Annotated in this window: 16 protein-coding genes and 1 pseudogene; 15 read left to right on the plus strand and 2 right to left on the minus strand. The window is 70.2% G+C overall.

Annotated elements, in window-relative coordinates; translation table 11 throughout:
- Positions 1–35: 35 nt before the first annotated feature.
- Positions 36–1,061 carry a LacI family DNA-binding transcriptional regulator gene (locus G401_RS0111225; RefSeq protein ID WP_027342592.1) on the minus strand — a complete coding sequence of 342 codons (1,026 nt, stop codon included), beginning with the start codon at positions 1,059–1,061 and terminating at the stop codon, positions 36–38.
- A 225-nt stretch (positions 1,062–1,286) separates the two neighbouring features.
- Here G401_RS0111225 and G401_RS0111230 point away from each other — a divergent pair, with 225 nt between their 5' ends.
- From G401_RS0111230 to G401_RS0111285, 12 genes and pseudogenes are all read left to right on the plus strand, one after another.
- Positions 1,287–2,540: a sugar ABC transporter substrate-binding protein gene (locus G401_RS0111230; protein WP_027342593.1), complete on the plus strand. Its 1,254-nt coding sequence runs from the start codon at positions 1,287–1,289 to the stop codon at positions 2,538–2,540.
- A 10-nt stretch (positions 2,541–2,550) separates the two neighbouring features.
- Positions 2,551–4,209: an ABC transporter permease subunit gene (locus G401_RS0111235; RefSeq protein ID WP_027342594.1), complete on the plus strand. Its 1,659-nt coding sequence runs from the start codon at positions 2,551–2,553 to the stop codon at positions 4,207–4,209.
- Positions 4,206–5,054 (plus strand): sugar ABC transporter permease, encoded by an 849-nt coding sequence (locus tag G401_RS0111240; protein ID WP_027342595.1) that lies wholly within the window; start codon positions 4,206–4,208, stop codon positions 5,052–5,054. The genes G401_RS0111235 and G401_RS0111240 overlap by 4 nt, the downstream gene beginning before the upstream one ends.
- A gap of 28 nt (positions 5,055–5,082) precedes the next feature.
- Positions 5,083–6,918: a glycoside hydrolase family 13 protein gene (locus tag G401_RS0111245; protein ID WP_027342596.1), complete on the plus strand. Its 1,836-nt coding sequence runs from the start codon at positions 5,083–5,085 to the stop codon at positions 6,916–6,918.
- A 10-nt stretch (positions 6,919–6,928) separates the two neighbouring features.
- Entirely contained in the window at positions 6,929–7,276 is a 348-nt protein-coding gene (locus G401_RS0111250) for a hypothetical protein (protein WP_034591254.1), read from the plus strand.
- Positions 7,277–7,576: 300 nt separating this feature from the next.
- Positions 7,577–8,641 (plus strand): BMP family lipoprotein, encoded by a 1,065-nt coding sequence (locus tag G401_RS0111255; protein ID WP_027342598.1) that lies wholly within the window; start codon positions 7,577–7,579, stop codon positions 8,639–8,641.
- Positions 8,642–8,827: 186 nt separating this feature from the next.
- Positions 8,828–10,459 (plus strand): ABC transporter ATP-binding protein, encoded by a 1,632-nt coding sequence (locus G401_RS44895; RefSeq protein ID WP_245601686.1) that lies wholly within the window; start codon positions 8,828–8,830, stop codon positions 10,457–10,459.
- A complete protein-coding gene (locus G401_RS44900; protein WP_084557062.1) occupies positions 10,456–11,859 on the plus strand; it encodes an ABC transporter permease in 1,404 nt (467 codons plus the stop codon). The genes G401_RS44895 and G401_RS44900 overlap by 4 nt, the downstream gene beginning before the upstream one ends.
- A 3-nt stretch (positions 11,860–11,862) precedes the next feature.
- Positions 11,863–13,131, plus strand: a complete 1,269-nt coding sequence (locus tag G401_RS0111270) for an ABC transporter permease (RefSeq protein WP_027342599.1) — start codon at positions 11,863–11,865, stop codon at positions 13,129–13,131.
- Position 13,132: 1 nt separating this feature from the next.
- A pseudogene (locus G401_RS0111275) lies at positions 13,133–13,561 on the plus strand (cytidine deaminase); the annotation flags it as partial.
- Positions 13,562–13,577: 16 nt separating this feature from the next.
- Positions 13,578–14,852 carry a thymidine phosphorylase gene (locus G401_RS0111280; protein ID WP_027342601.1) on the plus strand — a complete coding sequence of 425 codons (1,275 nt, stop codon included), beginning with the start codon at positions 13,578–13,580 and terminating at the stop codon, positions 14,850–14,852.
- A 4-nt stretch (positions 14,853–14,856) separates the two neighbouring features.
- Entirely contained in the window at positions 14,857–15,537 is a 681-nt protein-coding gene (locus G401_RS0111285) for a DUF4272 domain-containing protein (RefSeq protein WP_034591256.1), read from the plus strand.
- A 155-nt stretch (positions 15,538–15,692) separates the two neighbouring features.
- Here the strand turns inward: G401_RS0111285 and G401_RS0111290 are convergent, their stop codons facing one another.
- Positions 15,693–16,484: a putative RNA methyltransferase gene (locus tag G401_RS0111290; RefSeq protein ID WP_027342603.1), complete on the minus strand. Its 792-nt coding sequence runs from the start codon at positions 16,482–16,484 to the stop codon at positions 15,693–15,695.
- Positions 16,485–16,508: 24 nt separating this feature from the next.
- On the opposite strand from G401_RS0111290, the gene G401_RS0111295 reads away from it, so the two are divergent.
- From G401_RS0111295 to G401_RS0111305, 3 genes are all read left to right on the plus strand, one after another.
- A complete protein-coding gene (locus G401_RS0111295) occupies positions 16,509–17,582 on the plus strand; it encodes an adenosine deaminase (protein WP_027342604.1) in 1,074 nt (357 codons plus the stop codon).
- A gap of 318 nt (positions 17,583–17,900) precedes the next feature.
- The gene (locus G401_RS0111300) at positions 17,901–21,299 is read left to right on the plus strand and encodes a sensor histidine kinase (protein WP_245601687.1); all 3,399 of its coding nucleotides are present in this window, start codon (positions 17,901–17,903) and stop codon (positions 21,297–21,299) included.
- Entirely contained in the window at positions 21,296–21,700 is a 405-nt protein-coding gene (locus G401_RS0111305; protein WP_027342606.1) for a roadblock/LC7 domain-containing protein, read from the plus strand. Before G401_RS0111300 ends, G401_RS0111305 begins: the two co-directional genes overlap by 4 nt.
- Positions 21,701–21,723 lie beyond the last annotated feature (23 nt).

Consider the following 21,723-nt stretch of genomic DNA (forward strand, 5'->3'; position numbering starts at 1 on the left):
TCAGCAAGTTTCAGACGTACTACGCGCCCGAGGCGCTACCCGCGCTTGCGGGCGACCGCGGTCGAACCGCGGACGACCAGCTCCGGGCGGAACACGTACTCCGAGTGCGGGGCGGGGTGGCCCAGGATCTCGTCGATCAGCGCCCGGGCCGCGGCCAGCGCCATCGCGCGTACCGGCTGGCGGAGGGTGGTCAGCGGCGGGTCGGTGAAGGCCATCAGCGACGAGTCGTCGAAGCCCACGATGCTCACGTCGTCGGGTACGCGCAGCCCGTGCTGCCGGGCGGACCGGATCGCACCCAGCGCCATCAGGTCGGATCCGCAGACCACGGCCGTCGCGCCGCGATCGAGCAGGCGGCCGGTCGACGCCTCGCCGCCCTCGACGCCGAACAGCGGGGACAGGGCGATGAGCTCGTCCATGTCCCGGTCGGACAGGCCGAGCAGCCGCCGCATCGCGTCCCGGTAGCCGGAGATCTTGCGCTGTACGGGCAGGTAGCGGCCGGGCCCGGAGATCAGGCCGATCCGCTCGTGGCCGAGCGCGACCAGGTGGGCGACCGCGGCGTCGGCGGCGGCCCGCTCGTCGACCGAGACGAAGGGCGCCTCCAACCCCTCCATGTACCCGTTGACCAGCACGATCGGCAGCGGCCGGGTGAGCAGCTTCCGGTAGCGGTCGGGGTCGGCCGTCGTGTCGGCGTGCAGCCCGGACACGAAGACGATGCCGGCAACCTGGCGGTCCAGCAGCATCTCGACGTATTCGTCCTCGGTCACGCCGCCGGCGGTCTGCGTACACAGCACCGGTGTGTACCCTTGCTGCGCCAGCGCCGACTCGATGATCTGGGCAAACGCCGGGAAGATCGGGTTGTCGAGCTCGGGGACGACCAGCCCGACGAGACCCGCGCTGCGCTTGCGCAGCTTGGTCGGGCGCTCGTAACCGAGCACGTCGAGGGCGGTGAGAACCGCCTGACGCGTCTCGGCCGAGACGCCGGGACGGTCGTTGAGCACCCGCGAGACCGTGGCCTCGCTCACTTCGGCCTGCTGAGCGATGTCAGCCAGACGTGCACGCATGGCGGAATGGTAACCGAACAGACAAGATCTTGCTGACAGGGACCTGCAAGCTCTTCCACATCTTGCAAAGTCTTGCTAACGTGCGCCCAACGCACAGAACCGCAACAACCGGCGAACAGCTTCGAAACAAGCTGACCCCGACTCCGGAACACATTCTCAGATACCCCCGTCTGCCGGGCCACCGTCCCGTGGCTCCGCGCGACCCCTTTGAACAGGAGACCTTTGATGCGCAGACGTATCGTCTTCGCGGCACTGGGCGCCGCCGCGTCCGCCTCCGCCCTCGCGGCGTGCGGAACCGACGACAAGCCGGCCGCCGCGCCGTCCAAGGACAAGGGCAACGGCAAGCTCGTCATCTGGGCCGACACGAAGCGTACGGCCGTGCTGAAGAAGTACGCCGACCAGTTCGGCAAGGACAACGGCATCACGGTCGAGGTCAAGGAGGTCGCGGAGAACCTCCAGACGGTCTTCGTCACCGCCTCGCAGCAGGGCAGCGGCCCGGACGTCGTCGTGGGCGCGCACGACTGGATCGGCAACCTGGTGCAGAACGGCGCCATCGACCCGGTGCAGCTGTCGGCCGAGCAGAAGTCGACCTTCGCCGCCGCCGCCGTCAAGGCCGTGACCTTCAACGGCCAGGTCTACGGCGCCCCGTACGCGCTGGAGAACATCGCTCTGGTCCGCAACACCGAGCTGGCCCCGACCGCCCCGGCGACCCTCGAGGACCTCGTCAAGGCCGGCCAGGACCTCAAGAAGGCCGGCAAGGTCTCCGAGATCCTGCTCGACCAGGCCGGTGCGCAGGGCGACGCGTACCACATCTACCCGATCTACTCCTCGGGCGGCGGCTCGATGTTCGGCCTGACCTCGGCCGGCGACCCGGACCCGAAGAACGTCACCGTGAACAGCCCCGACTCGATCGCGGCCTTCACGAAGATCAAGGAGCTGGGCGAGAAGGGCTCCGGCGCGCTCAAGACCTCGATCGCCGCCGAGAACGTCGTCGCCACCTTCACGGCCAAGAAGGCCGCCTTCTTCATCACCGGCGCGTGGAACATCGCCGACATCAAGAAGGCCGGCATCGCGTACGACATCACCCCGGTCCCGGCGTTCGCCGGCGGCAAGCCCGCCCAGCCGTTCCTCGGCGTACAGGCGTTCTTCGTCGCGGCGAAGGGCAAGAGCAAGGCGCTCGCGCAGGAGTTCGTGGCTAACTACGTCACGAACAAGGAGGTCGCGCTGGCCCTGTACGACGCCGACCCGCGGCCGCCGGCGCTGCTCGCCGCGATCGACGACGCCAAGGCGAAGGACCCGGACGTGGCCAAGTGGCTCGACGCCGGCAAGGACGGCCTGCCCATGCCGGTCATCCCGGAGATGGCCGCCATCTGGGGCCCGTTCGGCAACGCCGAGGTGGCCGTGATCAAGGGCGGCGACCCCAAGACGGCGGCCGACGCCGCCGCGAAGGCCATCAACGACGCGATCACCAAGAAGTAGGTCTATCGCGATGACCACGCCGAGCACGAGTTCCGTGGACTCGGGCGGCACGCAGGGCGCGGGGAGCAACGGCTCCCCGCGCCCTCTGCCCGAGCAGCGCCGTTCCCGGGGACGGGCGACGACGCCCGCCGCACCCCGCGAGATCACCACCGGCTTCCTGGCCGGCCGCGTGATCGCGCTGGGCCTCGTCGCGGCGATCGACCTGTACGCGGGTCCGCCCCTCATCTCGGGGCGGCACTGGGCCGGCGTGGTCATCCTGGCCGCGGTCAGCCTGGTGATCGCGTACGTGTATCTGAGCAAGCGACACGTTCCGGTCAAGTACCTGCTGCCGGGCACGATCTTCCTGATCGCGTTCCAGGTCCTGCCGGTCCTGTACACCCTGACGACGGCCGTCACGAACTTCGGCGACGGCCACCGGGGCAACAAGGACGAGGCGATCGTCGCCATCCAGACCAGCTCGCTGCAGCAGGTCGCCAACGCACCCGAGTACGGCCTGAGCCCGGCCCTCGACAAGTCGGACCACCTGGTGTTCCTGCTGGTCACGACCGACGCGGCCGGCGACCGCAAGGTGCAGGTCGGCACGGCGGACGGGTTGAAGGACCTGCCCGGTGCCAACGTCGGGCTGACCGGCAAGGTGACCGAGGCGGACGGTTACACGATCCTCAACGCGGGCGACGCGGCCGGCCGGGCCGAGGAGATCGGCGCCTTCGCGGTCCCGACCGGGCAGGGCGCGATCAAGTCCAGCGGCCTGAGCCGGGCGGTCGAGCTGAAGGCGACGAAGCTCTACGACGCCGGCTGTGACTGCGTCACCGACGTGGCCAGCGGGACCAAGTACACCGCCGACGAGTCGAAGGGCTACTTCGTCGGGCCCAACGGCGACAACCTGTCGCAGGGCTGGAAGGTCAACGTCGGCCTGCACAACTTCGCCCGCCTGGTCAACGACCCCGCGATCTCGGGCCCGTTCCTCGGCTCGTTCGTCTGGAACATCGTCTTCGCGCTCAGCAGCGTGTTCTTCTCGTTCGCGCTCGGCATGATCTGCGCGCTGGCCCTGCACTCGCCGCGCGTACGCGGCACGAAGCTGTACCGGACCCTGCTCATCCTGCCGTACGCGATGCCCTCCTTCGCGATGCTGCTGGTCTGGCGGGACATGTTCAACACCGACTTCGGCCTCATCAACCGGGTGTTCGGCAGCCACATCGACTGGCTCGGCCAGCCGATGACGGCCCGGTTCGCGCTGATCCTGGTGAACATGTGGCTCGGCTTCCCCTACATGTTCCTGGTGGCGACCGGTGCGCTGCAGGCGATCCCGCGCGAGCTGACCGAGGCGTCGAGCATCGACGGCGCCACGGCCTGGCAGGGCTTCAAGCGGGTGACGCTGCCGCTGCTGCTGGTCGCGCTGAGCCCGCTGCTGATCTCGTCGTTCGCGTACAACTTCAACAACTTCAACGCGGTCCAGTTCATCACCAAGGGCGGCCCGTTCCCACCGGACAACGCGTCCAGCGGCGCGACCGACCTGCTGATCACCTACACGTACCGGCTCGCCTTCGGCGGCAGCGGGGCGCAGTTCGGCTTCGCGGCGGCCATCTCGACCATCATCTTCGCGATCGTGGCGACGATGTCGGCCATCGCGTTCCGGCGTACGCGCAAGCTTGAGGAGGTCTACTCGTGACCTGGGTGAAGCGGGTCGGCTGGCGGCACCTGGTGCTGATCCTCATCGTGCTGTTCGCGTTGTTCCCGATCGCCTTCGTCGTCTCGGCGGCGATCAACCCGCTGGGCACGCTCAGCTCCTCCGAGCTCTACCCGACCGGGGCGAGCTTCGAGAACTTCCACAAGCTGTTCACCGACAGCCGGTACCCGTTCGTGCACTGGTTCGTGAACTCGACGCTGATCGCCCTGGTGTCGGCGTTCGCCAGCGTCTTCATCAGCATGTGCGCCGCGTACGCGTTCAGCCGGATGAAGTTCCGCGGGCGCCGCGGCGGCCTGCTGGCGCTGATGCTGATCCAGATGTTCCCGCAGTTCCTGGCCATGGTGACGATCTTCATGATCTTCACGACCGTGACGGACCTGTGGCCGGCGTTCGGCTTCAACGAGGTGTGGGGCCTGCTGGTCCTCTACCTGGGCGGCGCGCTCGGCGTGAACACCTGGCTGATGAAGGGCTTCCTGGACACCGTGCCGCGGGAGCTGGACGAGTCGGCCACGATCGACGGCGCCTCGCACGCGCAGGCGTTCTTCCGGGTGATCCTGCCGCTCGTGGCGCCGATCCTGGCGGTGACCGCCCTGCTCGCGTTCATCGGCACGATCAACGAGTTCATCTTCGCGAGCTTCTTCCTCACCGACCCGGAGAGCAAGACGCTCGCCGTCGGCCTCTACGGCATGATCGCCGGCGACCGGAACGTCAACTTCGGCATGTTCGCCGCGGGCTCGCTGCTGACCGCCGTTCCGACCGTCGCAGTGTTCCTCTGGCTGCAGAAGTACATCGTCAACGGCCTGACCGCCGGCGCGGTCAAGGGCTGACAACAGCACCACCGAGGAGAGTCCGGCTGTGCCGTCCCTGTTCCACCAGCCGCACCACGACGGCTCGGCCCTGTACGTCGCCGACCCCGCCCCGGCCCTGGGCGACCTGGTCACGGTACGCGTCCGCGTACCGGCCGGGGCGGGGGTCAGCGAGGTGTGGGTGCGGACCACGCCCGACGCGGAACCCCGGTTCACCCAGGTACGCCACGACGGCGGCGAATGGTGGTCGGGGCTGGTCGAGGTCCGCAACCCCGTCACGAACTACCGGTTCTACCTGCTGTTCGACGAACGGGAGAGCGGCGGGCGGCCGCCGGCCTGGCTGACGGCCGCCGGGATCGTGGCCGACGACGTGCCCGACGCGACCGACTTCCGGCTGGTCGCGTACGCGGCCCCGCCGTCGTGGCCGGCCGACGCGGTCGTGTACCAGATCTTCCCCGACCGGTTCGCGCGGTCGGCGGCGGCGGGACCGGTGGCCGAGGCGGAACTGCCGGACTGGGCGCTGCCGTGCGACTGGGACACGACCGAGGTGCTCGGCCGCGGTCCCGGCGTCTCGGAGCAGTTCTTCGGCGGCGACCTCGACGGCATCACCGGGCACCTCGATCACATCGAGGCGCTGGGCGTGAACACCGTCTACCTGACCCCGGTCTTCCCGGCCCGGTCCAACCACCGGTACAACGCCTCGACGTTCGACCGGATCGACCCGCTGCTCGGCGGGGACGAGGCGTACCAGCGGCTGGCGCACGAACTGCACGCGCGCGGACTGCGGCTGGTCGGCGACATCACCACCAACCACTGCGGCGACGGGCACGAGTGGTTCGTATCAGCTTCGGATCCGAAGGCGCCCGAGCGGGAGATGTTCTTCTTCGGCCCCGAGTACGGGCTGGCCGAGGACGAGTACGAGTCGTGGAACGGTGTCCGGAGCCTGCCGAAGCTGAACTGGGCGAGCCCGCTCACCCGCGAATGGATGCTCGACGTGCTCCGGAAGTGGTTGCGGCCGCTCCCGGATGGATCTCCGGCGCCGCTGGACGGGTGGCGGGTGGACGTGGCCAACATGACCGGGCGCCGCGCCGCGTCCGACCTCACCCACGAGGTCGCCGCGCTGCTGCGTACCGAGATCGCGGCGGTCCGGCCGGACGCGCTGCTGGTCGCCGAGCACATGCACGACGCGACCGGTGATCTCGACCGCGACGGCTGGCACGGCACCATGAACTACGCGGGGTTCACCCGGCCCGTCTGGAGCTGGCTGGTCGCCGAGGGATCGCCGGCCGAGTTCTTCGGCGTACCGGGCGGGGTGCCGTCCCGGCCGGCCGAGTCCGCGGTCGCCACCATGCGGGCGTTCGCGGGGCGTACGTCCTGGCGGGCGCTGGTGAACTCGTGGACGCCGCTCGACTCGCACGACTCCGCCCGGATGCGGACGGTCGCCGGGTCCCGGCAACGCCATCTCGTCGCCGTCGGCCTGCAGATGACCCTCCCGGGTACGCCGATGATCTTCGCCGGTGACGAGTTCGGCCTGACGGGCTGGAACGGGGAGAACTCGCGTACGCCGATGCCGTGGAACCGGCCGGCCGATCGCGACCCGGCGACGCTGGACGCGTACACGAGCCTGATCGGCCTGCGCAACGACGAGCCGGCACTGCGCCACGGCGGCCTGCGGTGGGTGTACGCCGAGGGCGACGCCCTGGCCTTCCTGCGCGAGACGGCGGCCGGGTCGCTGCTGGTGCTGGCGCGGCGGGCGGCGGGCGCGGCGGTGGAGCTGGCGGGCCTGGGCGGCGGCGTGAACCTCTACGGTGGACTGCCGCTGAGCGGGGGCGCGCTGCCCGCGTCCGACGGGCCGACCCTGCAGGTCTGGCGCCTGGCGGGTTAGGCTGCCCGGCGTGAAGGAAGCCATCCGCCTCATCCTGCTGTACGCCCACCTCATCGGGTTCGCCCTGCTGCTCGGCGGTGCCGTGACCCAGTGGCTGACCGGCAAGTTCCGGGTCAACACCGCGATGGTCATCGGCGCGGCGACCCAGGTCGTGACGGGTCTCGCGCTGGCCGCGCCGCTGCGCGGGGAGGGCCACGAGCCGCCGACGGCGAAGCTGATCGTCAAGGCCGTCCTCGGCATTCTCATCGCCGGCATGGTGATCCCGCTGCGCAAGCGCGAGGAGATCTCGAAGGGCCATTTCCTGGGAATCCTGGGCATGGTGCTCGGGACCGCCGCCGTCGCCGTCTTCTGGCACTGAGACGGCTCGGCCGCCGGGCCGTCGCGGCGGGGGCCATCTTCGTCGATGTGCTCGGTCAAGACGGGCAAAAGCGATACATTTGCCCATGACGGGGATCATGGCCGGTGCCTGTGGTGATCTATTCCACCACTTGGTCACGCGGCCATAACGGGTGCTCAACAACAGGGCACGATGATCAGCCGTTGGGCAGGGAGACGCGTAATCTCCCGTCCGTAGATTCGTCGCAACTTGTTTGCATGTGCAGACTGGCGCTCGCGACGTCACATGGGAGAGGAGACCGTCTTGCGCCCAGTGCGTGGGATGAAGATCGCCGCGGTCGCCGCGGTGAGCGGTCTGGCGCTTGTCGCCGCCGCGTGTAGCAAGCCCGCTGAGTCGCCCACCAGCGGCTCGTCCAGCGGCGGTACGGCCTACAAGGCCTGCATGGTGACCGACACGGGTGGTATCGACGACCACTCGTTCAACGCATCGACGTGGGCCGGCTTCCAGAAGGCGAAGTCGGCGAACTCGGCGATCGATATCAGCTACGTCTCGTCGACCTCGATGGACCAGTACGCCCCCAACCTGTCCAACCTGGCCGGCAAGAGCTGCAACTACATCCAGTCGGTCGGCGGCCTCATGGGTGACGCGACCGTCGCGGCCGCCAAGGCCAACCCGAAGATCCAGTACTCGATCGTCGACAACGGCAACGGCGACCAGGCGAACATCTTCCCGATCCAGTTCCAGACCCAGCAGGCCGCGTACCTCGCCGGCTACCTGGCGGCGGGCTACTCGAAGTCGGGCAAGGTCGGCACCTACGGCGGCATGAAGATCCCGCCGGTGACGATCTTCATGGACGGCTTCGTCGACGGCGTGAAGAAGTACAACGAGGTCCACGGCAAGAACGTCCAGGTTCTCGGCTGGGACAAGGACAAGCAGGACGGTCTGTTCACGAACGACTTCGTGAAGCAGGACGCCGGCAAGCAGAAGTCCGACGCCCTCGCGGGCCAGGGCGCCGACGTGATCATGCCGGTCGCCGGTGGCGCCGGCCTGGGCACCGCCGCCAACGCGGGCTCCAAGTACGTCGTGATCTGGGTCGACGCCGACGGCTGCAACACCACGCAGTACTGCTCGGTCATCCTGAGCACGGTCGTGAAGAACTCGACCGACGGTGTCGCGGACGCGGTCAGCAAGGCCGCCACGCAGAACGGCACGCTGCTGACGAACACCGGCTTCCAGGGCACGCTGGCCAACAACGGCGTCTCGCTCGCGCCGTACCACGAGTTCGACTCGAAGATCGACGCCGCCCTGAAGGCCGAGATCGAGGGCCTGAAGGCCGACATCATCTCGGGCAAGATCACGGTTTCGTCGCCGGCGCAGCCGAAGTGATCCGTTCTCACCCGGGCGGGCACTCCCGGGTGAGATTATCCGGCTAAGGCCGGTTTTGGTAGACAGCACACCGGCCGCCCCGATCACACCGGGGCGGCCGCTGTGTGCCGGGGCCCGTCGGCTCCGGCCGAACGTCTGCTAGAAATGACCGCCCGCGTGCACAAGAATCTTGCGCACGCCCCTGCGATGCGATCAGCCGGCACAAGGAGGTCCCCGCTGAGACTCGAACTGCGCGGCATCACCAAGCGCTTCGGTGATCTCGTCGCCAACGATCAGATCAGCCTGACGGTCGAGCCGGGCGAGATCCACGCCCTGCTGGGCGAGAACGGCGCGGGCAAGTCCACCTTGATGAACGTCCTCTACGGACTGTTGCAGCCGGACGAGGGCGAGATCCTCGTCGACGGCCGGCCCATCAAGATCAAGGGGCCCGGCGACGCCATCGCGGCCGGAATCGGCATGGTCCACCAGCACTTCATGCTCGTGCCGGTCTTCACCGTCACCGACAACGTCATGCTGGGCGCGGAGCAGATCCGCGGCCCCGGTGGCTTCCTCGACCACGCCAAGGCGCGCAAGCTGGTCGTCGACGTGTCCCACCAGTACGGCCTGCCCGTCGACCCCGACGCGGTCGTCGAGGACCTGCCGATCGGCGTACAGCAGCGGGTCGAGATCGTCAAAGCGCTGACGCGCGACGTCGACCTGCTCATCCTCGACGAGCCGACCGCCGTGCTCACCCCGCAGGAGACCGACGAACTGCTCGACGTCATGCGCGGGCTCAAGGCGGCCGGCAAGTCCATCGTCTTCATCACCCACAAGCTGCGCGAGGTGAAGGCGGTCGCCGACCGGATCACCGTCATCCGCCGCGGCCGGACCGTGGGCACCGCGGCTCCCGACGCACCCGAGTCCGAGCTCGCCGACCTCATGGTCGGCCGCAGCGTACTGCTGCGGGTCGAGAAGGACGAGGCCGTGCCGGGCCGCCCCGTGCTGTCCATCGCCGACCTCGTCGTGGCCGACGACCGCGGGCTGCAGGCCGTCGGCGGCATCTCCCTGGAGGTACGCGCGGGAGAGGTCCTCGGCGTCGCCGGCGTACAGGGCAACGGGCAGACCGAACTGGTCGAGGCGGTGATGGGCCTGCGCCCGATCGCGGCCGGTTCGATCAAGCTGCTCGACGACGACGTGACCGCCTGGGGTACGCGCAAGATCCTCGACGCCGGCGTCGGCTACATCCCGGAGGACCGGGGGGTCGACGGCCTGGTCCGGGAGTTCTCGGTGGCCGAGAACCTGGTCCTCGACACGTACGCGAAGAGCCCGAACGGCACCCGCTTCGCGCTGAACCGGTCGAAGATCGAGTCCGGGGCGGCCGAGAAGATCTCCGAATACGACATCCGTACGCGCTCGCCCCTGCACGCCGTCGGCACGCTGTCCGGCGGCAACCAGCAGAAGGTCATCGTGGCCCGGGAGCTGTCGCGCAAGCTGCAACTGCTGGTGGCCGCGCAGCCGACCCGCGGCGTGGACGTCGGTTCGATCGAGTTCATCCACAAGCGGATCGTCGCCGAGCGCGACACCGGTTCCGGCGTCCTGCTGGTCTCCAGCGAGCTGGACGAGGTGCTCTCGCTGGCCGACCGGGTGGCCGTCATGTACCGCGGCCGGGTCCTCGCGATCGTCTCGCCGGACACGCCGCGCGACGAGATCGGCCTGCTGATGGCCGGCATCACCGGGAAGCAGCCGCTGCCGGCCGACACCCCCGGCGAGGTACGCGAGGCCGCGGGCGACACCGAGACCCCGGACGCCGAGGCGGACGGCGAGGAGACGGCATCATGAGCGACGAGAACCCCCCGATCGAGCCGGGCGGCACGCCGGAGACCGGCCCCGAGCCCGGCAAGGGCGGCATGCTGCCGGTGCACCCCGACGCACTGCGCGCCGACCGGGAGGCCGCCGGCCCCGACGCCGTCCGGCAGCCGGCCGATACGCCCGCACCTCAGCCCAAGCGGACCCTCGGCCAGGCGTTCCTGGACGAGTTGTGGGCGGACAACGCGTTCACCGTGACGCTGCTGGCGATCGTGCTGGCCGCGATCGTCGGCGCGGTGCTCATGGTGCTGGGCGACGAGCCGACCCGCCAGCAGTGGGCCTACTTCTTCTACCAGCCCGGCAAGACCCTGTCGGCCTCCTGGGACCTGGTCAGCTCGGCGTACGGGAACATGTTCAAGGGCTCGATCATCGACCCGGACAGCTTCAACCGCTGGATCTGGGGCGTAGACAACGTCACCTGGCAACGGGTGATGTACCCGATCTCGGAGACGCTGACCTTCGCCGCCCCGCTGATCTTCACCGGCCTCGCCTCGGCCCTGCCGTTCCGGGCCGGGCTGTTCAACATCGGCGGCCAGGGCCAGGCGATCATGGGCGCGATCGGCGGTGCGACGGTCGGCTTCGCCTTCTCCGCGCCCGGCGCGACGGCGTGGATCCTGTCCACCCTCGCGGGTGCCCTGTTCGGCGCCCTCTACGGTCTGATCGTCGGCGTGCTGAAGGCGCGTACCGGGGCGCACGAGGTCATCGTGACGATCATGATGAACTACATCGCCCTGCTGTTCCTCGGCTGGTACATCCTGCAGAAGGGGATCCACGACCCGAACCGCCCGGACGCGATCAGCAAGCCGGTGCACCCGCAGGCGATGTTCCCCAAGATCTTCGGACCCACCGCGACCGACGCCGGCCTGCGGGCCAACCTCGGCATCGTGCTCGCCCTGCTGGCCGCGTGGGGGGTGTCCTGGCTGCTGCGCCGGGGCACCTTCGGCTTCGAACTGCGGGCCGTCGGATACAACCAGGACGCCGCGCGTACCGCCGGCATGTCGGTGGGGCTGACGCTCGCGCTGACGATGGGCCTCGCGGGCGCGCTCGCCGGCCTCGGCGGCGTCACGATGGTGCACGGCGACGCCCGGGCGCTGTCCGCGGACGTCGTCGGCCAGATCGGCTTCAACGGCATCCTGGTCGCCCTGCTCGGCCGCGTGAAACCGTGGGGGGTGGTCTGGGCCGGGCTGCTGTTCGGCGCGATGACCGCCGGCGGGCTGCGGATGCAGGCCGACCCCGGCATCTCCACCGAACTCGTCACCGTCATCCAGGCGCTGATCGTCATGTTCGTCGCCGCCCCGATGCTGGTGAAGGCCATCTTCCGGCTCCGCAAGTCACCGTCGAGCGCCGCGCACGTCGGCCTGGCCCAGGGGTAGGCAATGACCGCAACCACTCTCGACACGGCCGTGGTGGCGCCGGCGGCGTACTGGACGCGGGCCCGCAAGACGGGGCTCATCCTGACCGTCCTCGGCGTCATCGCCACCGTCGTGTTCGGCGCCCTGGCGAGCAGCCGCAGCGCCCACTTCTCGTTCGGCACCGACGTGAGCGGGGCGGCGATGTCGATCCCCGGCCGGCTCGGGGCGATCGTCTTCGGCCTGGTCGCCCTCGGCGCCGGGCTCGCGCTGTACTTCACCCAGGCCCGGTACGGGCTGTGGACGAGCATCTCCCTCGCCGCCTTCGTGATCTCCTCGCTGTGCTGGCAGATCTCCCGGGCAGCCACCGGCGACACCATCGCCCTCGGGCTGCTCGCCCAGCTCACCGTGCTCGCCGCGCTGCCGCTCATCTACGGGTCCATCAGCGGCGTGCTGTGCGAGAAGACCGGCGTCGTCAACGTCGCGATCGAGGGTCAGCTGCTCACCGGCGCCTTCTTCGCCGCGTTCGTCGGCTCGGTCACCCACAATCCGTGGCTCGGGCTGATCGCGGCGGCGCTGGGCGGCGTACTGATCTCTGCGCTGCTGGCCTTCTTCGCCATCCGGTACGTGGTCGAGCAGGTCGTCATCGGCATCGTGCTCAACAGCTTCGCCCTGGGCATCACCGGCTACCTGTACGAGCAGATCATGCAGAAGAACGCGGCGTACAACTCGCCGGGCAGCCTGCCGGTCTGGGAGATCCCGCTGCTGTCGAAGATCCCGATCCTCGGGCCCGCGGTGTTCACCGGGACCATCCTCACCTACGGCGCCTTCCTCGTCGTCGCGGTCGTCGCGATCGCCCTCACGCGTACGCGCTGGGGACTGCGTACGCGGGCGGTCGGCGAGCACCCGACGGCGGCCGACACGCTCGGTGTCCGCGTACTCGGCCTGCGCTGGGCGAACGTGCTGATGGCGGGCGTCGTGGCGGGTTTCGGCGGCGCCTACTTCTCGATGGTGTCGGCGACCAGCTTCACCAAGAACCTGACGGGCGGCGCCGGCTTCATCGCGCTGGCCGCCATGATCTTCGGCCGGTGGCAGCCGATCGGCGCCTTCCTGGCCGCCCTGTTCTTCGGCTTCGCCGGCGCGCTCGCCTCGATCCTGGGCAGCATCGCCACCCCCATCCCGAGCGCCTTCCTCAACATGCTGCCCTACATCGCGACGATCTTCGCGGTGGCCGGGCTGGTGGGCCGCGTACGCGCGCCCGCCGCGGACGGCAAACCCTGGGTGAAGGGACACTGAGATGGCCGGAGGACTGCCCGGATCGCATCTGCGCCGGGCCAAGCCGCGCGAGGTCGACTTCGCGGCCCTGCGCGAGCTGGCCGTGGTCGCGATGCGGCACGCGTACGCGCCGTACTCGAAGTTCCCGGTCGGCGTGGCGGCCCTGGTCGACGACGGCCGGCTGATCAGCGGCTGCAACGTCGAGAACGCCTCCTACGGCCTGACCCTGTGCGCCGAGTGCGGCCTGGTCAGCGAGCTGCACCGGACCGGCGGCGGCCGGCTTGTCGCGATCTCCTGCGTCGACGGCAACGGGGATCCGCTGACGCCGTGCGGGCGCTGCCGCCAGCTGCTGTTCGAGCACGGCGGCGAGCACTGCCTCGTGGAGACGGCCGACGGGCACACCACCGTCGGCGAGCTGTTGCCGGGAGCCTTCGGCCCCGCGAACCTCGAGTAAGGAATCACAGCACATGAGCTTCGCCGCGGTGGACGTCATCCGGACCAAGCGCGACGGCGGCGTCCTGTCCGACGCGCAGATCGACTGGGTCGTGGACGCGTACACGAAGGGGGCCGTCGCGGACGAGCAGATGTCCGCGCTGGCCATGGCGATCCTGCTGCGGGGCATGACGCCCGCGGAGATCGCCCGGTGGACGCACGCGATGATCGCCTCGGGGGAGCGGCTGGACCTGTCCGGCGTGTCCCGGCCGACCGTGGACAAGCACTCCACCGGCGGTGTCGGTGACAAGATCACGCTGCCGCTGACCCCGCTGGTCGCGGCGTGCGGTGCGGCCGTGCCCCAGCTGTCCGGCCGCGGCCTCGGGCACACCGGCGGCACGCTGGACAAGCTGGAGGCGATCCCGGGCTGGCGCGCGGCGCTCAGCAACGAGGAGTTCATCGCCCAGCTCAGTGCCGTCGGCGCCGTGATCTGCCAGGCCGGTGAGGGCCTCGCCCCCGCCGACCGCAAGCTGTACGCCCTCCGCGACGTCACGGGGACGGTCGAGGCGATCCCGCTGATCGCCAGTTCGATCATGAGCAAGAAGATCGCTGAGGGAACCTCCGCGCTGGTCCTGGACGTGAAGGTGGGCTCGGGCGCGTTCATGAAGTCGGCGGCCGACGCCCGGACGCTGGCCGAGACGATGGTGGAGCTGGGCAAGGCGCACCACGTCACCACCGTCGCCCTCCTCACCGACATGAGTACGCCGCTCGGCCTCGCCGTGGGCAACGGCGTCGAGGTGCAGGAGTCGCTGGACGTGCTGTCCGGCGGCGGCCCGGCCGACATCGTGGAGCTGACCCTGGCCCTCGCCCGGGAGATGCTGGCCGCGGCGGGCATCGACGCCGACCCGGCCGAGGCGCTGCGCGACGGCCGGGCCATGGACGCCTGGCGGGCGATGATCCGCGCCCAGGACGGCGACCCGGACGCGCCCCTCGCCACCGCCCGCGAGACCGAGGTCGTCCGCGCGTCCCGCGACGGGCACGTGACCGCGGTCGACGCCATGGGCATCGGACTGGCCGCCTGGCGGCTCGGCGCCGGCCGGGCCCGCAAGGAGGATCCGGTCAGCGCCGCCGCGGGCGTACTGCTCAAGGCGAAGCCGGGTGACCGGGTCGCCGCCGGGGACGTCCTCGCGGAACTGCGGGCCGACGACGCCGCTCGGATCCCCGCGGCGCTGCCGGACGCCGAAGGCGCGTTCACGCTGGCCGATGCCCCTGTCGCCGGCCGGCCGCTGGTGATCGACCGGGTAGCGTAGGTTCGTGGCCGCCGTCCTCGCCCCCGACCCGATCGCCACCCGCCTCGCGAACCTCGCCGAGATACAGCGCCTGGGGTTGCCGCTGCCACCCGAGAGCTACCCGTTCGTGTGGGAACCCGGCGACACGGTCGCGCTGCGCCCCACGGTCCAGATCGAGGCGCGCGCGGCGGTCCTCTACGTCATCCTCGAACGCTGCTTCGGCATGCCGGTCGACCATGCGCTCGCCTGGCTCGACGCCAACCGGCTCAACGACGAGGTCACCGACTTCGAGTTCGACTTCATCAAGGGCGGGGTGGGGGACCAGCACGCCTTCGCGCTGCACCTGGACGCCCTCGCCGCGCTGACCTGGATGCTCGGCCTGTCCCGGCGCCTGGATCCCACCGCCCCACCGGACGATCACATGGCGCTCATGCCCGATCTGACCCGCTCGGAGACGTTCGAGGAATGGCGGTCGCGCATCCTGCCCGCGCCGCGCGAACCCGAGCTCATCGCCGCGGTGCTGGACCTCTACTACTGCCTCGACTGGTCGTTCCAGGCCGCGGAAGCGCAGGGCCTCTCCCTCCCGGGCGTGTTGGACTCAGCCGCGATCGGGCAGCGCCGGTGGGGGCTGGAGTGGGCGGTGGTTCTCGCCGGCCCGTACCAGGAAGCGCCCGTCGGCTGGGAAGAGATAGATCTTTCTACGTAGTGGCTTAAGATCGAATTCAAGTGCCTGAAGAGCATCTTGTCCCGGGTTCGTCGATCTCACCTCCGCTCCTCGCGCGGGAGACCGTTCCGGCGCGGGGCGCCTCCACTGCCAGGTGAGTGGGGCGACGCATCGTTCGCCGTCGTTCCCTCGCGCTCTCAACCCTTCATGTATGTCGTCACCCGGATCGCCGCGGTCACCGTCGTCGGTTCGTAGGCGCGGGTCTGGGTGTGGAAGGCGTTGGGGCCCATACCGACCACTGCCGTGACATCTTCGGCGGTGAGACTCATCGGCCACGTGAGGTCTTCGGAAGCAGTCGCTTGGAAGGCCGACAGCGAGGTCGCGAGCCGTTCCTCCTTGGCGGGATCCACGTCCAGAAGCCCGTGCGCCGCTCGTAGCTCGCTGAGGTGGTCCGCCAGCGGGGTGACGACTACGAGGCGGCCTCGTGGGGTGAGGATGCGGGCGTACTCGGGGCCGTTGCGGGGGGCGAAGACGTTGAGGAGGACGTCGACGGCGGAGTCCCGGAGGGGTAGCGGGCCCCACAGGTCGGTGAGCACCGCGGCGGCGCGGGGATGGCAGCGGGCGGCGCGGCGCAGGGCGGCCTTCGACACGTCCATGGCGAGCCCGGCCGCGTCGGGGGCGGCGTCCAGCGCGCCGGACAGGTAGAAACCGGTTCCGGCGCCGGCGTCGGCGACGAGGGCGGCCCCGCCGGGTACCGCGTCGGCGACGGCTGCGCGTACAGGCAGGTAGTGATGGAGGAACCCGGCGCGGGCCGCGACCATCTCGGGGGTGTCGCCGGCCGGGAGCCGCCGGCCGACGCCGAGGTGCGCGTAGCCGGCGCGGGCGACGTCGAAGCTGTGCCCGTGCGGGCAGCGCAGAGACCCGGGCGTCGCGGCCAGGCCGTCAGCGCAGAGCGGGCAGCGCAACGCGGCCACCACGGCGTCGTTCATCGTGTTCTCCGATATGTTGGGTACATGGTCGCACCCAGCCACGACGAGATCGTCAACGCCCCGAAGGCCCTGCTGCACGATCACCTGGACGGCGGCCTGCGGCCGGCGACCATCGTCGAGCTGGCGGCGGAGATCGGCCACCGGCTGCCCACGACCGACCCCGCCGAACTGGGGCAATGGTTCGCCGACGCGGCCGACTCCGGCTCGCTGGAGCGCTACCTGCAGACCTTCGGGCACACGGTGGCCGTCATGCAGACCGCCGAGGCGCTGCGCCGGGTGGCCGCCGAGTGCGCCCTCGACCTGGCCGCCGACGGCGTCGTGTACGCCGAGGTCCGCTACGCGCCCGAGCAGCACCTCGACCGGGGCCTGACGCTGCCGCAGGTGGTGGAGGCGGTGCTGGAGGGGTTCGCCGAGGGCACCGCGCGGGCCGCCGAGGCCGGCCGGACGATCCGGATCGGCTGCCTGCTCACCGCGATGCGGCACGCCGCCCGCTCGATGGAGATCGCCGAGCTGGCCGTCGCGTACCGGGACGCGGGGGTGGTCGGGTTCGACATCGCGGGCGCCGAGGCGGGCTACCCGCCCACCCGGCACCTGGACGCGTTCGAGTTCCTCCAGCGGGAGAACTTCCACTTCACGATCCACGCCGGCGAGGCGTTCGGGCTGCCGTCCATCTGGCAGGCCATCCAGTGGTGCGGCGCCGACCGGCTCGGCCACGGCGTACGCATCGTCGACGACATCGCCGACGGCCGGCTGGGCCGGCTCGCGTCCTACGTGCGCGACAAGCGCATCCCGCTGGAGCTGTGCCCGTCGTCGAACGTCCAGACCGGCGCGGCCGCCTCGATCGCCGAGCACCCGATCGGACTGCTGCGTGACCTGCGGTTCCGCGTCACGGTCAACACCGACAACCGGCTGATGTCGGGCACCTCGATGTCACGGGAGATGGCCCTGCTCGTGGCGGCCTTCGGCTACGGCTGGGCGGAGCTCCAGTGGTTCACCATCAACGCCATGAAGAGCGCATTCATACCATTCGATGAGCGTCTGGCCATCATCAACGAGACGATCAAGCCGGCGTACGCGAAGCTGATCGCATCGGCATAGTTACGGACGGTGATATTCGGCGGCTTCTGGCGGACCGGTATTAACTAACTGTCCAATTGTTCCGCCCCAACTGTGCGAAGCGAGGCGGGCTGGCCTTTTGCTTTGTCGCTCGGCGTGATGGAATCTCGGGGGTCCGGCCCTTGCGGCCGGTCCGGTGATTGCTGAGCAAGCGCGTGGCGGATTTCTGGAACCCTGGGTACCGTGTGGCGAGCCAGGGCCAGGGCGGTCCGCATGAAGGGCGGTGACGTGAGCAAGCGGCCAGGATCGGGTGACACGGTCCTTTCGCGTCTCCGTCGACCGGCGGGTCGACTCCGGGACATGCCCATCTGGGCCAAACTCGGCCTGATCATGGTCGTGCCGACCTTGGCGACGATCGTCGTCGGTGTCAACGGCCTCGTCGGTCAGATGGATACGGTCCAGCAGGCGGACAGGGCGCGAACTTTCGCGAACCTCGACGCCGAGGCTGGTGCGCTGACGCATTCCCTGCAGGAAGAACGAGCCAAGGCCGTCTACCTGCTCGGCGCGGGCAGCGACAAGAACAACGTGCAGACCGCGAAGAGTGCGCTGGACCAGGCCGTCGGCGAGACCGACAAGGCGGTCGGCGACTATCTGCAGCAGATGCAGTCGTTGTCCACCGGGGACCTGCCGGCCAACTTCGTCAGCGCGATCGAGCACATCCAGCAGGGTCTGCAGGACCTCGGCCCGCTCCGGGACGGCACGAAGAACGCCAAGTCCCAGTCCAGCGAGGTCGCCAACTCGTACGGCGTCATCATCGACGACCTGCTGAACGTGCGGAACTTCACCGCCCAGCTGGCCGGCGACACCACGCTGTCCGAGCGGATGCAGGCCGGCGCGCAGCTGGCGAAGTACAAGGAATACATGGCGCAGGAACGCGTCATCATCCTCAACGCCTTCGCGAGCGGCAGCCTCAGCGACCAGATGCGCCAGTCCTACATCGGCGCCCGCATCGGTGCCGAGCAGGCGTACGCGTCGTTCAAGCTCGTGGCGACGCCCGAGCAGAACGAGCTGTGGACCAGCCGCACCAGCGGCCGGGCGATGCGCGAGGTCGGCATCGACGAGAGCGCGATCGACTCGATGCAGTCGCCGACGATGTCCACCCTGAACTTCAACGCGCAGAACTGGGACCAGGCCCACTCGGAGGCGTCCGACCTCGTCCGCAAGGTCGAGGAGAAGGTCGACGCCGACGCGGCGGCCGAGGCGACCGCGGTCCGCGACCAGGTCACCCAGCGGATCCTGGTCGAGACCGGCCTGCTGCTCGGCGCGCTGCTGCTCGCCATCCTGTTCGCCTGGTTGATCGCCCGGTCGATGGCCCGGTCGCTGCGGGAGCTGCGCCACGGCGCGCTCGCGGTCGCCCAGTACGGCCTGCCCCAGGCGGTCGCCCGGCTGCGCGACCCCTCCATCTCCAGCGCCCTGTCGCCGGCCCAGGTGGCCAGCCAGATCGCCGACCCCCTGCCGGTCCGCAGCAAGGACGAGTTCGGGCAGGTGACCGAGGCGTTCAACGCGGTCCACCTCGAGGCCGTGCGTACCGCGGCGGAACAGGCCGCCCTGCGGGCCTCCGTCGCGACGATGTTCGTCAACCTCGCCCGCCGTTCCCAGATCCTGGTCGACCGGCTCATCGGCCACCTCGACCGGCTGGAGCGCGGCGAGGAGGACCCCGACCGTCTCGGCGAGCTGTTCCAGCTCGACCACCTGGCCACCCGGATGCGGCGCAACGACGAGAACCTCCTGGTCCTCGCCGGCGCCGACTCGACTCGCGTACAGCGGGACCCGGCGTCCCTCGGCGACGTGCTGCGGGCCGCCCAGTCCGAGGTCGAGCACTACACCCGCATCGAGTTCGGCACCGTCGACCGGGACATCGAGGTGGCCTCGCACGCGGTCAACGACCTCGTGCACCTGGTCGCCGAGCTGTTCGACAACGCGACCGCCTTCTCCCCGCCGGACTCGATCGTCATGGTCGAGGCCCGCCGGGTCGGCGACCGCGCCGTGCTCTACGTCGAGGACCAGGGCATCGGCATCTCCAACGAGATGCTGGCCGACATCAACGAGCGCCTCGCGACGCCGCCCATGGTGGACGTCGCGGTCTCCCGGATGATGGGCCTCGTCGTGGTCGCCCGGCTGGCTGCCCGGCACAGCGTCAAGGTCGAGCTGCGGCCCGCCGCGGACCGGGGCACGATCGCCGACGTCACCCTGCCGCAGTCGGTGCTGGTACCGCGGGCCCTGTCGGGCCGCGGCCAGGCGCCGAGCCGTGCGGTGACGCCGCAGGCCCAGCCCTCGCAGGTGCCGCCGCGCTCGCCGTTCGCCCAGCCGCTCGCGCTGGAGAGCGGGCCCGTGCCCGCGCCGCACTCCAACGGCCACGTCCCGCAGCGCCCGCTCTACGAGGTCCCGCCGTCGCCGAGCCGCCTCTTCGAGGCGCCGCCCGCACCGCCGGCGAGCACCCCGGCCGGGGACTTCGGCACCAACGGCCGCTCGATGCCGGCCTGGTCGGATCTGACCGGCGCCAACGGCCGCCCGGCAAGCCCGGCGAACGGCAGCAACGGCTCGCCGATCGACCCGCTGCCGCAGCGCCGCGCGACCGAGCAGAACACCGTCGAGGGCGAGCTGATGTCGGACGGCCGGGGCATCCCGCGCCAGATGCCGACGTCGCCCGAGGTGAACTCGCGCGCCGACACCACCTGGCCGCCGTCCGCCGCGCCCGAGACCACGCGGTCCGAGCCGAACTGGACGTCCGGCGACACGTTCGCGGGGCAGCCGATGTCCGCGCCGCCGTTCGGGTCGAGCCCGGTCAGCAGCGTCCCGGTGAGCAGCATGCCGGTCAGTGGCGTACCGGTGAGCAGCATGCCGGTGAGCAGCACCCCGGTCAGCGCGCCGTCGGTGCCGAGCGGCGCCGCGTTGCCGGTCTGGCCGCCGGTCACGCCCGGTGACACGCCGACGCCCGATCGGACGAGCGAATTCCCGATGGTCGACGAGCAGGCGACCGCTCAGCCGACGATCTCCTACGTTCCACCGGCTCCCGCGAACGCCGACAGCGCGGTAGCCTACGCGGACGAGACGATGGAGTTGCCGATCTTCCGGGAACTCGAATCGGCTTGGTTCCGCACCCGCAAACCGGCTGCCGGCGAGCCCGCGGAACCGGTCGACATCTCGGAGACGGCACAGTTCCCGAGCGTCGCGTCGGGCGATGCCTCGGCCACCGGCCAGTACCGGACCGTGTCGGCGCAGAGCGCGCCCACCAGCCAGTACCCGGTCGCCGGCGGGGCATGGGACGACGCCGACGAGCGGCGTTCGACCACGACGGCAAGCAGCACGAAGCCCTACTCCGACGACCGGGCCGCGAGCAACCCGACGATCCCGGCCCCCTACTCCGTCCCGGCCGCGTACGCGCCGAGCTGGCAGACGTCCGCCGACGACGGTTGGGCGGCCGCGTCCGCGGCCAGTTCAGCCGCTCACGACGGCGGCATGGACGAGACGACCGGCGCCGGGCTGCCCAAGCGCGTTCCGATGGCACAGCTGGTTCCCGGTGGAATCGAGCGCCCTGGCGGAGCCGCGACCGTCCAGCGGCGTACGCCTGAGGGGGTGCGCGGCCTGCTCTCCGCGTACCACCGAGGAGTGCAGCGAGGCCGCACACAGCAGAACGACGAAACGCCCGCCAGTTCCACCCCGAACGGGCGGCAATCCGGCAAGGAGCATGAGGCATGACATCAACGCAGGATCTGGGTTGGCTTCTGGCCAACTTCGCGGATCGTGTACCGGGAGTCGCGCACGCCGTCGCCGTCTCCGCGGACGGTCTGCTCCTCGCGTCTTCGCGGGACCTGCCGCGGGACCGGGCCGACCAGCTGGCGGCGATCTCCTCTGGTCTGGTCAGCCTCACGCAGGGCGCGGCGCGCTGCTTCGAGGGCGGCGCCGTCCTGCAGACCGTGGTCGAGATGGACAACGGGTTCCTGTTCCTGATGTCCATCTCGGATGGTTCATCGTTCGCCGTCCTGGCGTCGCGGAGCTGCGACGTCGGCCAGGTCGGGTACGAGATGGCGCTGCTGGTGGACCGAGTGGGCGACGCGCTCACGCCGGCGCCGCGCTCGCCCGCGGGCATGCTCAACTGAACAGGATGGCAGCCCGCGCTGGA

This window comes from Hamadaea tsunoensis DSM 44101, from assembly GCF_000428945.1.
In the GTDB taxonomy this organism is placed as follows: domain Bacteria; phylum Actinomycetota; class Actinomycetes; order Mycobacteriales; family Micromonosporaceae; genus Hamadaea; species Hamadaea tsunoensis.

Excerpts from the sequence above, each read along its gene's own strand:
- G401_RS44900 (WP_084557062.1), top strand. The coding sequence starts at position 10,456 with ATGAGCGACGAGAACCCCCCGATCGAGCCGGGCGGCACGCCGGAGACC.
- G401_RS0111305 (WP_027342606.1), top strand. The coding sequence starts at position 21,296 with ATGACATCAACGCAGGATCTGGGTTGGCTTCTGGCCAACTTCGCGGAT.
- G401_RS0111225 (WP_027342592.1), bottom strand. The coding sequence starts at position 1,061 with ATGCGTGCACGTCTGGCTGACATCGCTCAGCAGGCCGAAGTGAGCGAG.
- G401_RS0111300 (WP_245601687.1), top strand. The coding sequence starts at position 17,901 with ATGCCCATCTGGGCCAAACTCGGCCTGATCATGGTCGTGCCGACCTTG.
- G401_RS0111270 (WP_027342599.1), top strand. The coding sequence starts at position 11,863 with ATGACCGCAACCACTCTCGACACGGCCGTGGTGGCGCCGGCGGCGTAC.
- G401_RS0111295 (WP_027342604.1), top strand. The coding sequence starts at position 16,509 with ATGGTCGCACCCAGCCACGACGAGATCGTCAACGCCCCGAAGGCCCTG.
- G401_RS0111255 (WP_027342598.1), top strand. The coding sequence starts at position 7,577 with ATGAAGATCGCCGCGGTCGCCGCGGTGAGCGGTCTGGCGCTTGTCGCC.
- G401_RS0111280 (WP_027342601.1), top strand. The coding sequence starts at position 13,578 with ATGAGCTTCGCCGCGGTGGACGTCATCCGGACCAAGCGCGACGGCGGC.
- G401_RS44895 (WP_245601686.1), top strand. The coding sequence starts at position 8,828 with ATGCGATCAGCCGGCACAAGGAGGTCCCCGCTGAGACTCGAACTGCGC.
- G401_RS0111290 (WP_027342603.1), bottom strand. The coding sequence starts at position 16,484 with ATGAACGACGCCGTGGTGGCCGCGTTGCGCTGCCCGCTCTGCGCTGAC.
- G401_RS0111235 (WP_027342594.1), top strand. The coding sequence starts at position 2,551 with ATGACCACGCCGAGCACGAGTTCCGTGGACTCGGGCGGCACGCAGGGC.
- G401_RS0111230 (WP_027342593.1), top strand. The coding sequence starts at position 1,287 with ATGCGCAGACGTATCGTCTTCGCGGCACTGGGCGCCGCCGCGTCCGCC.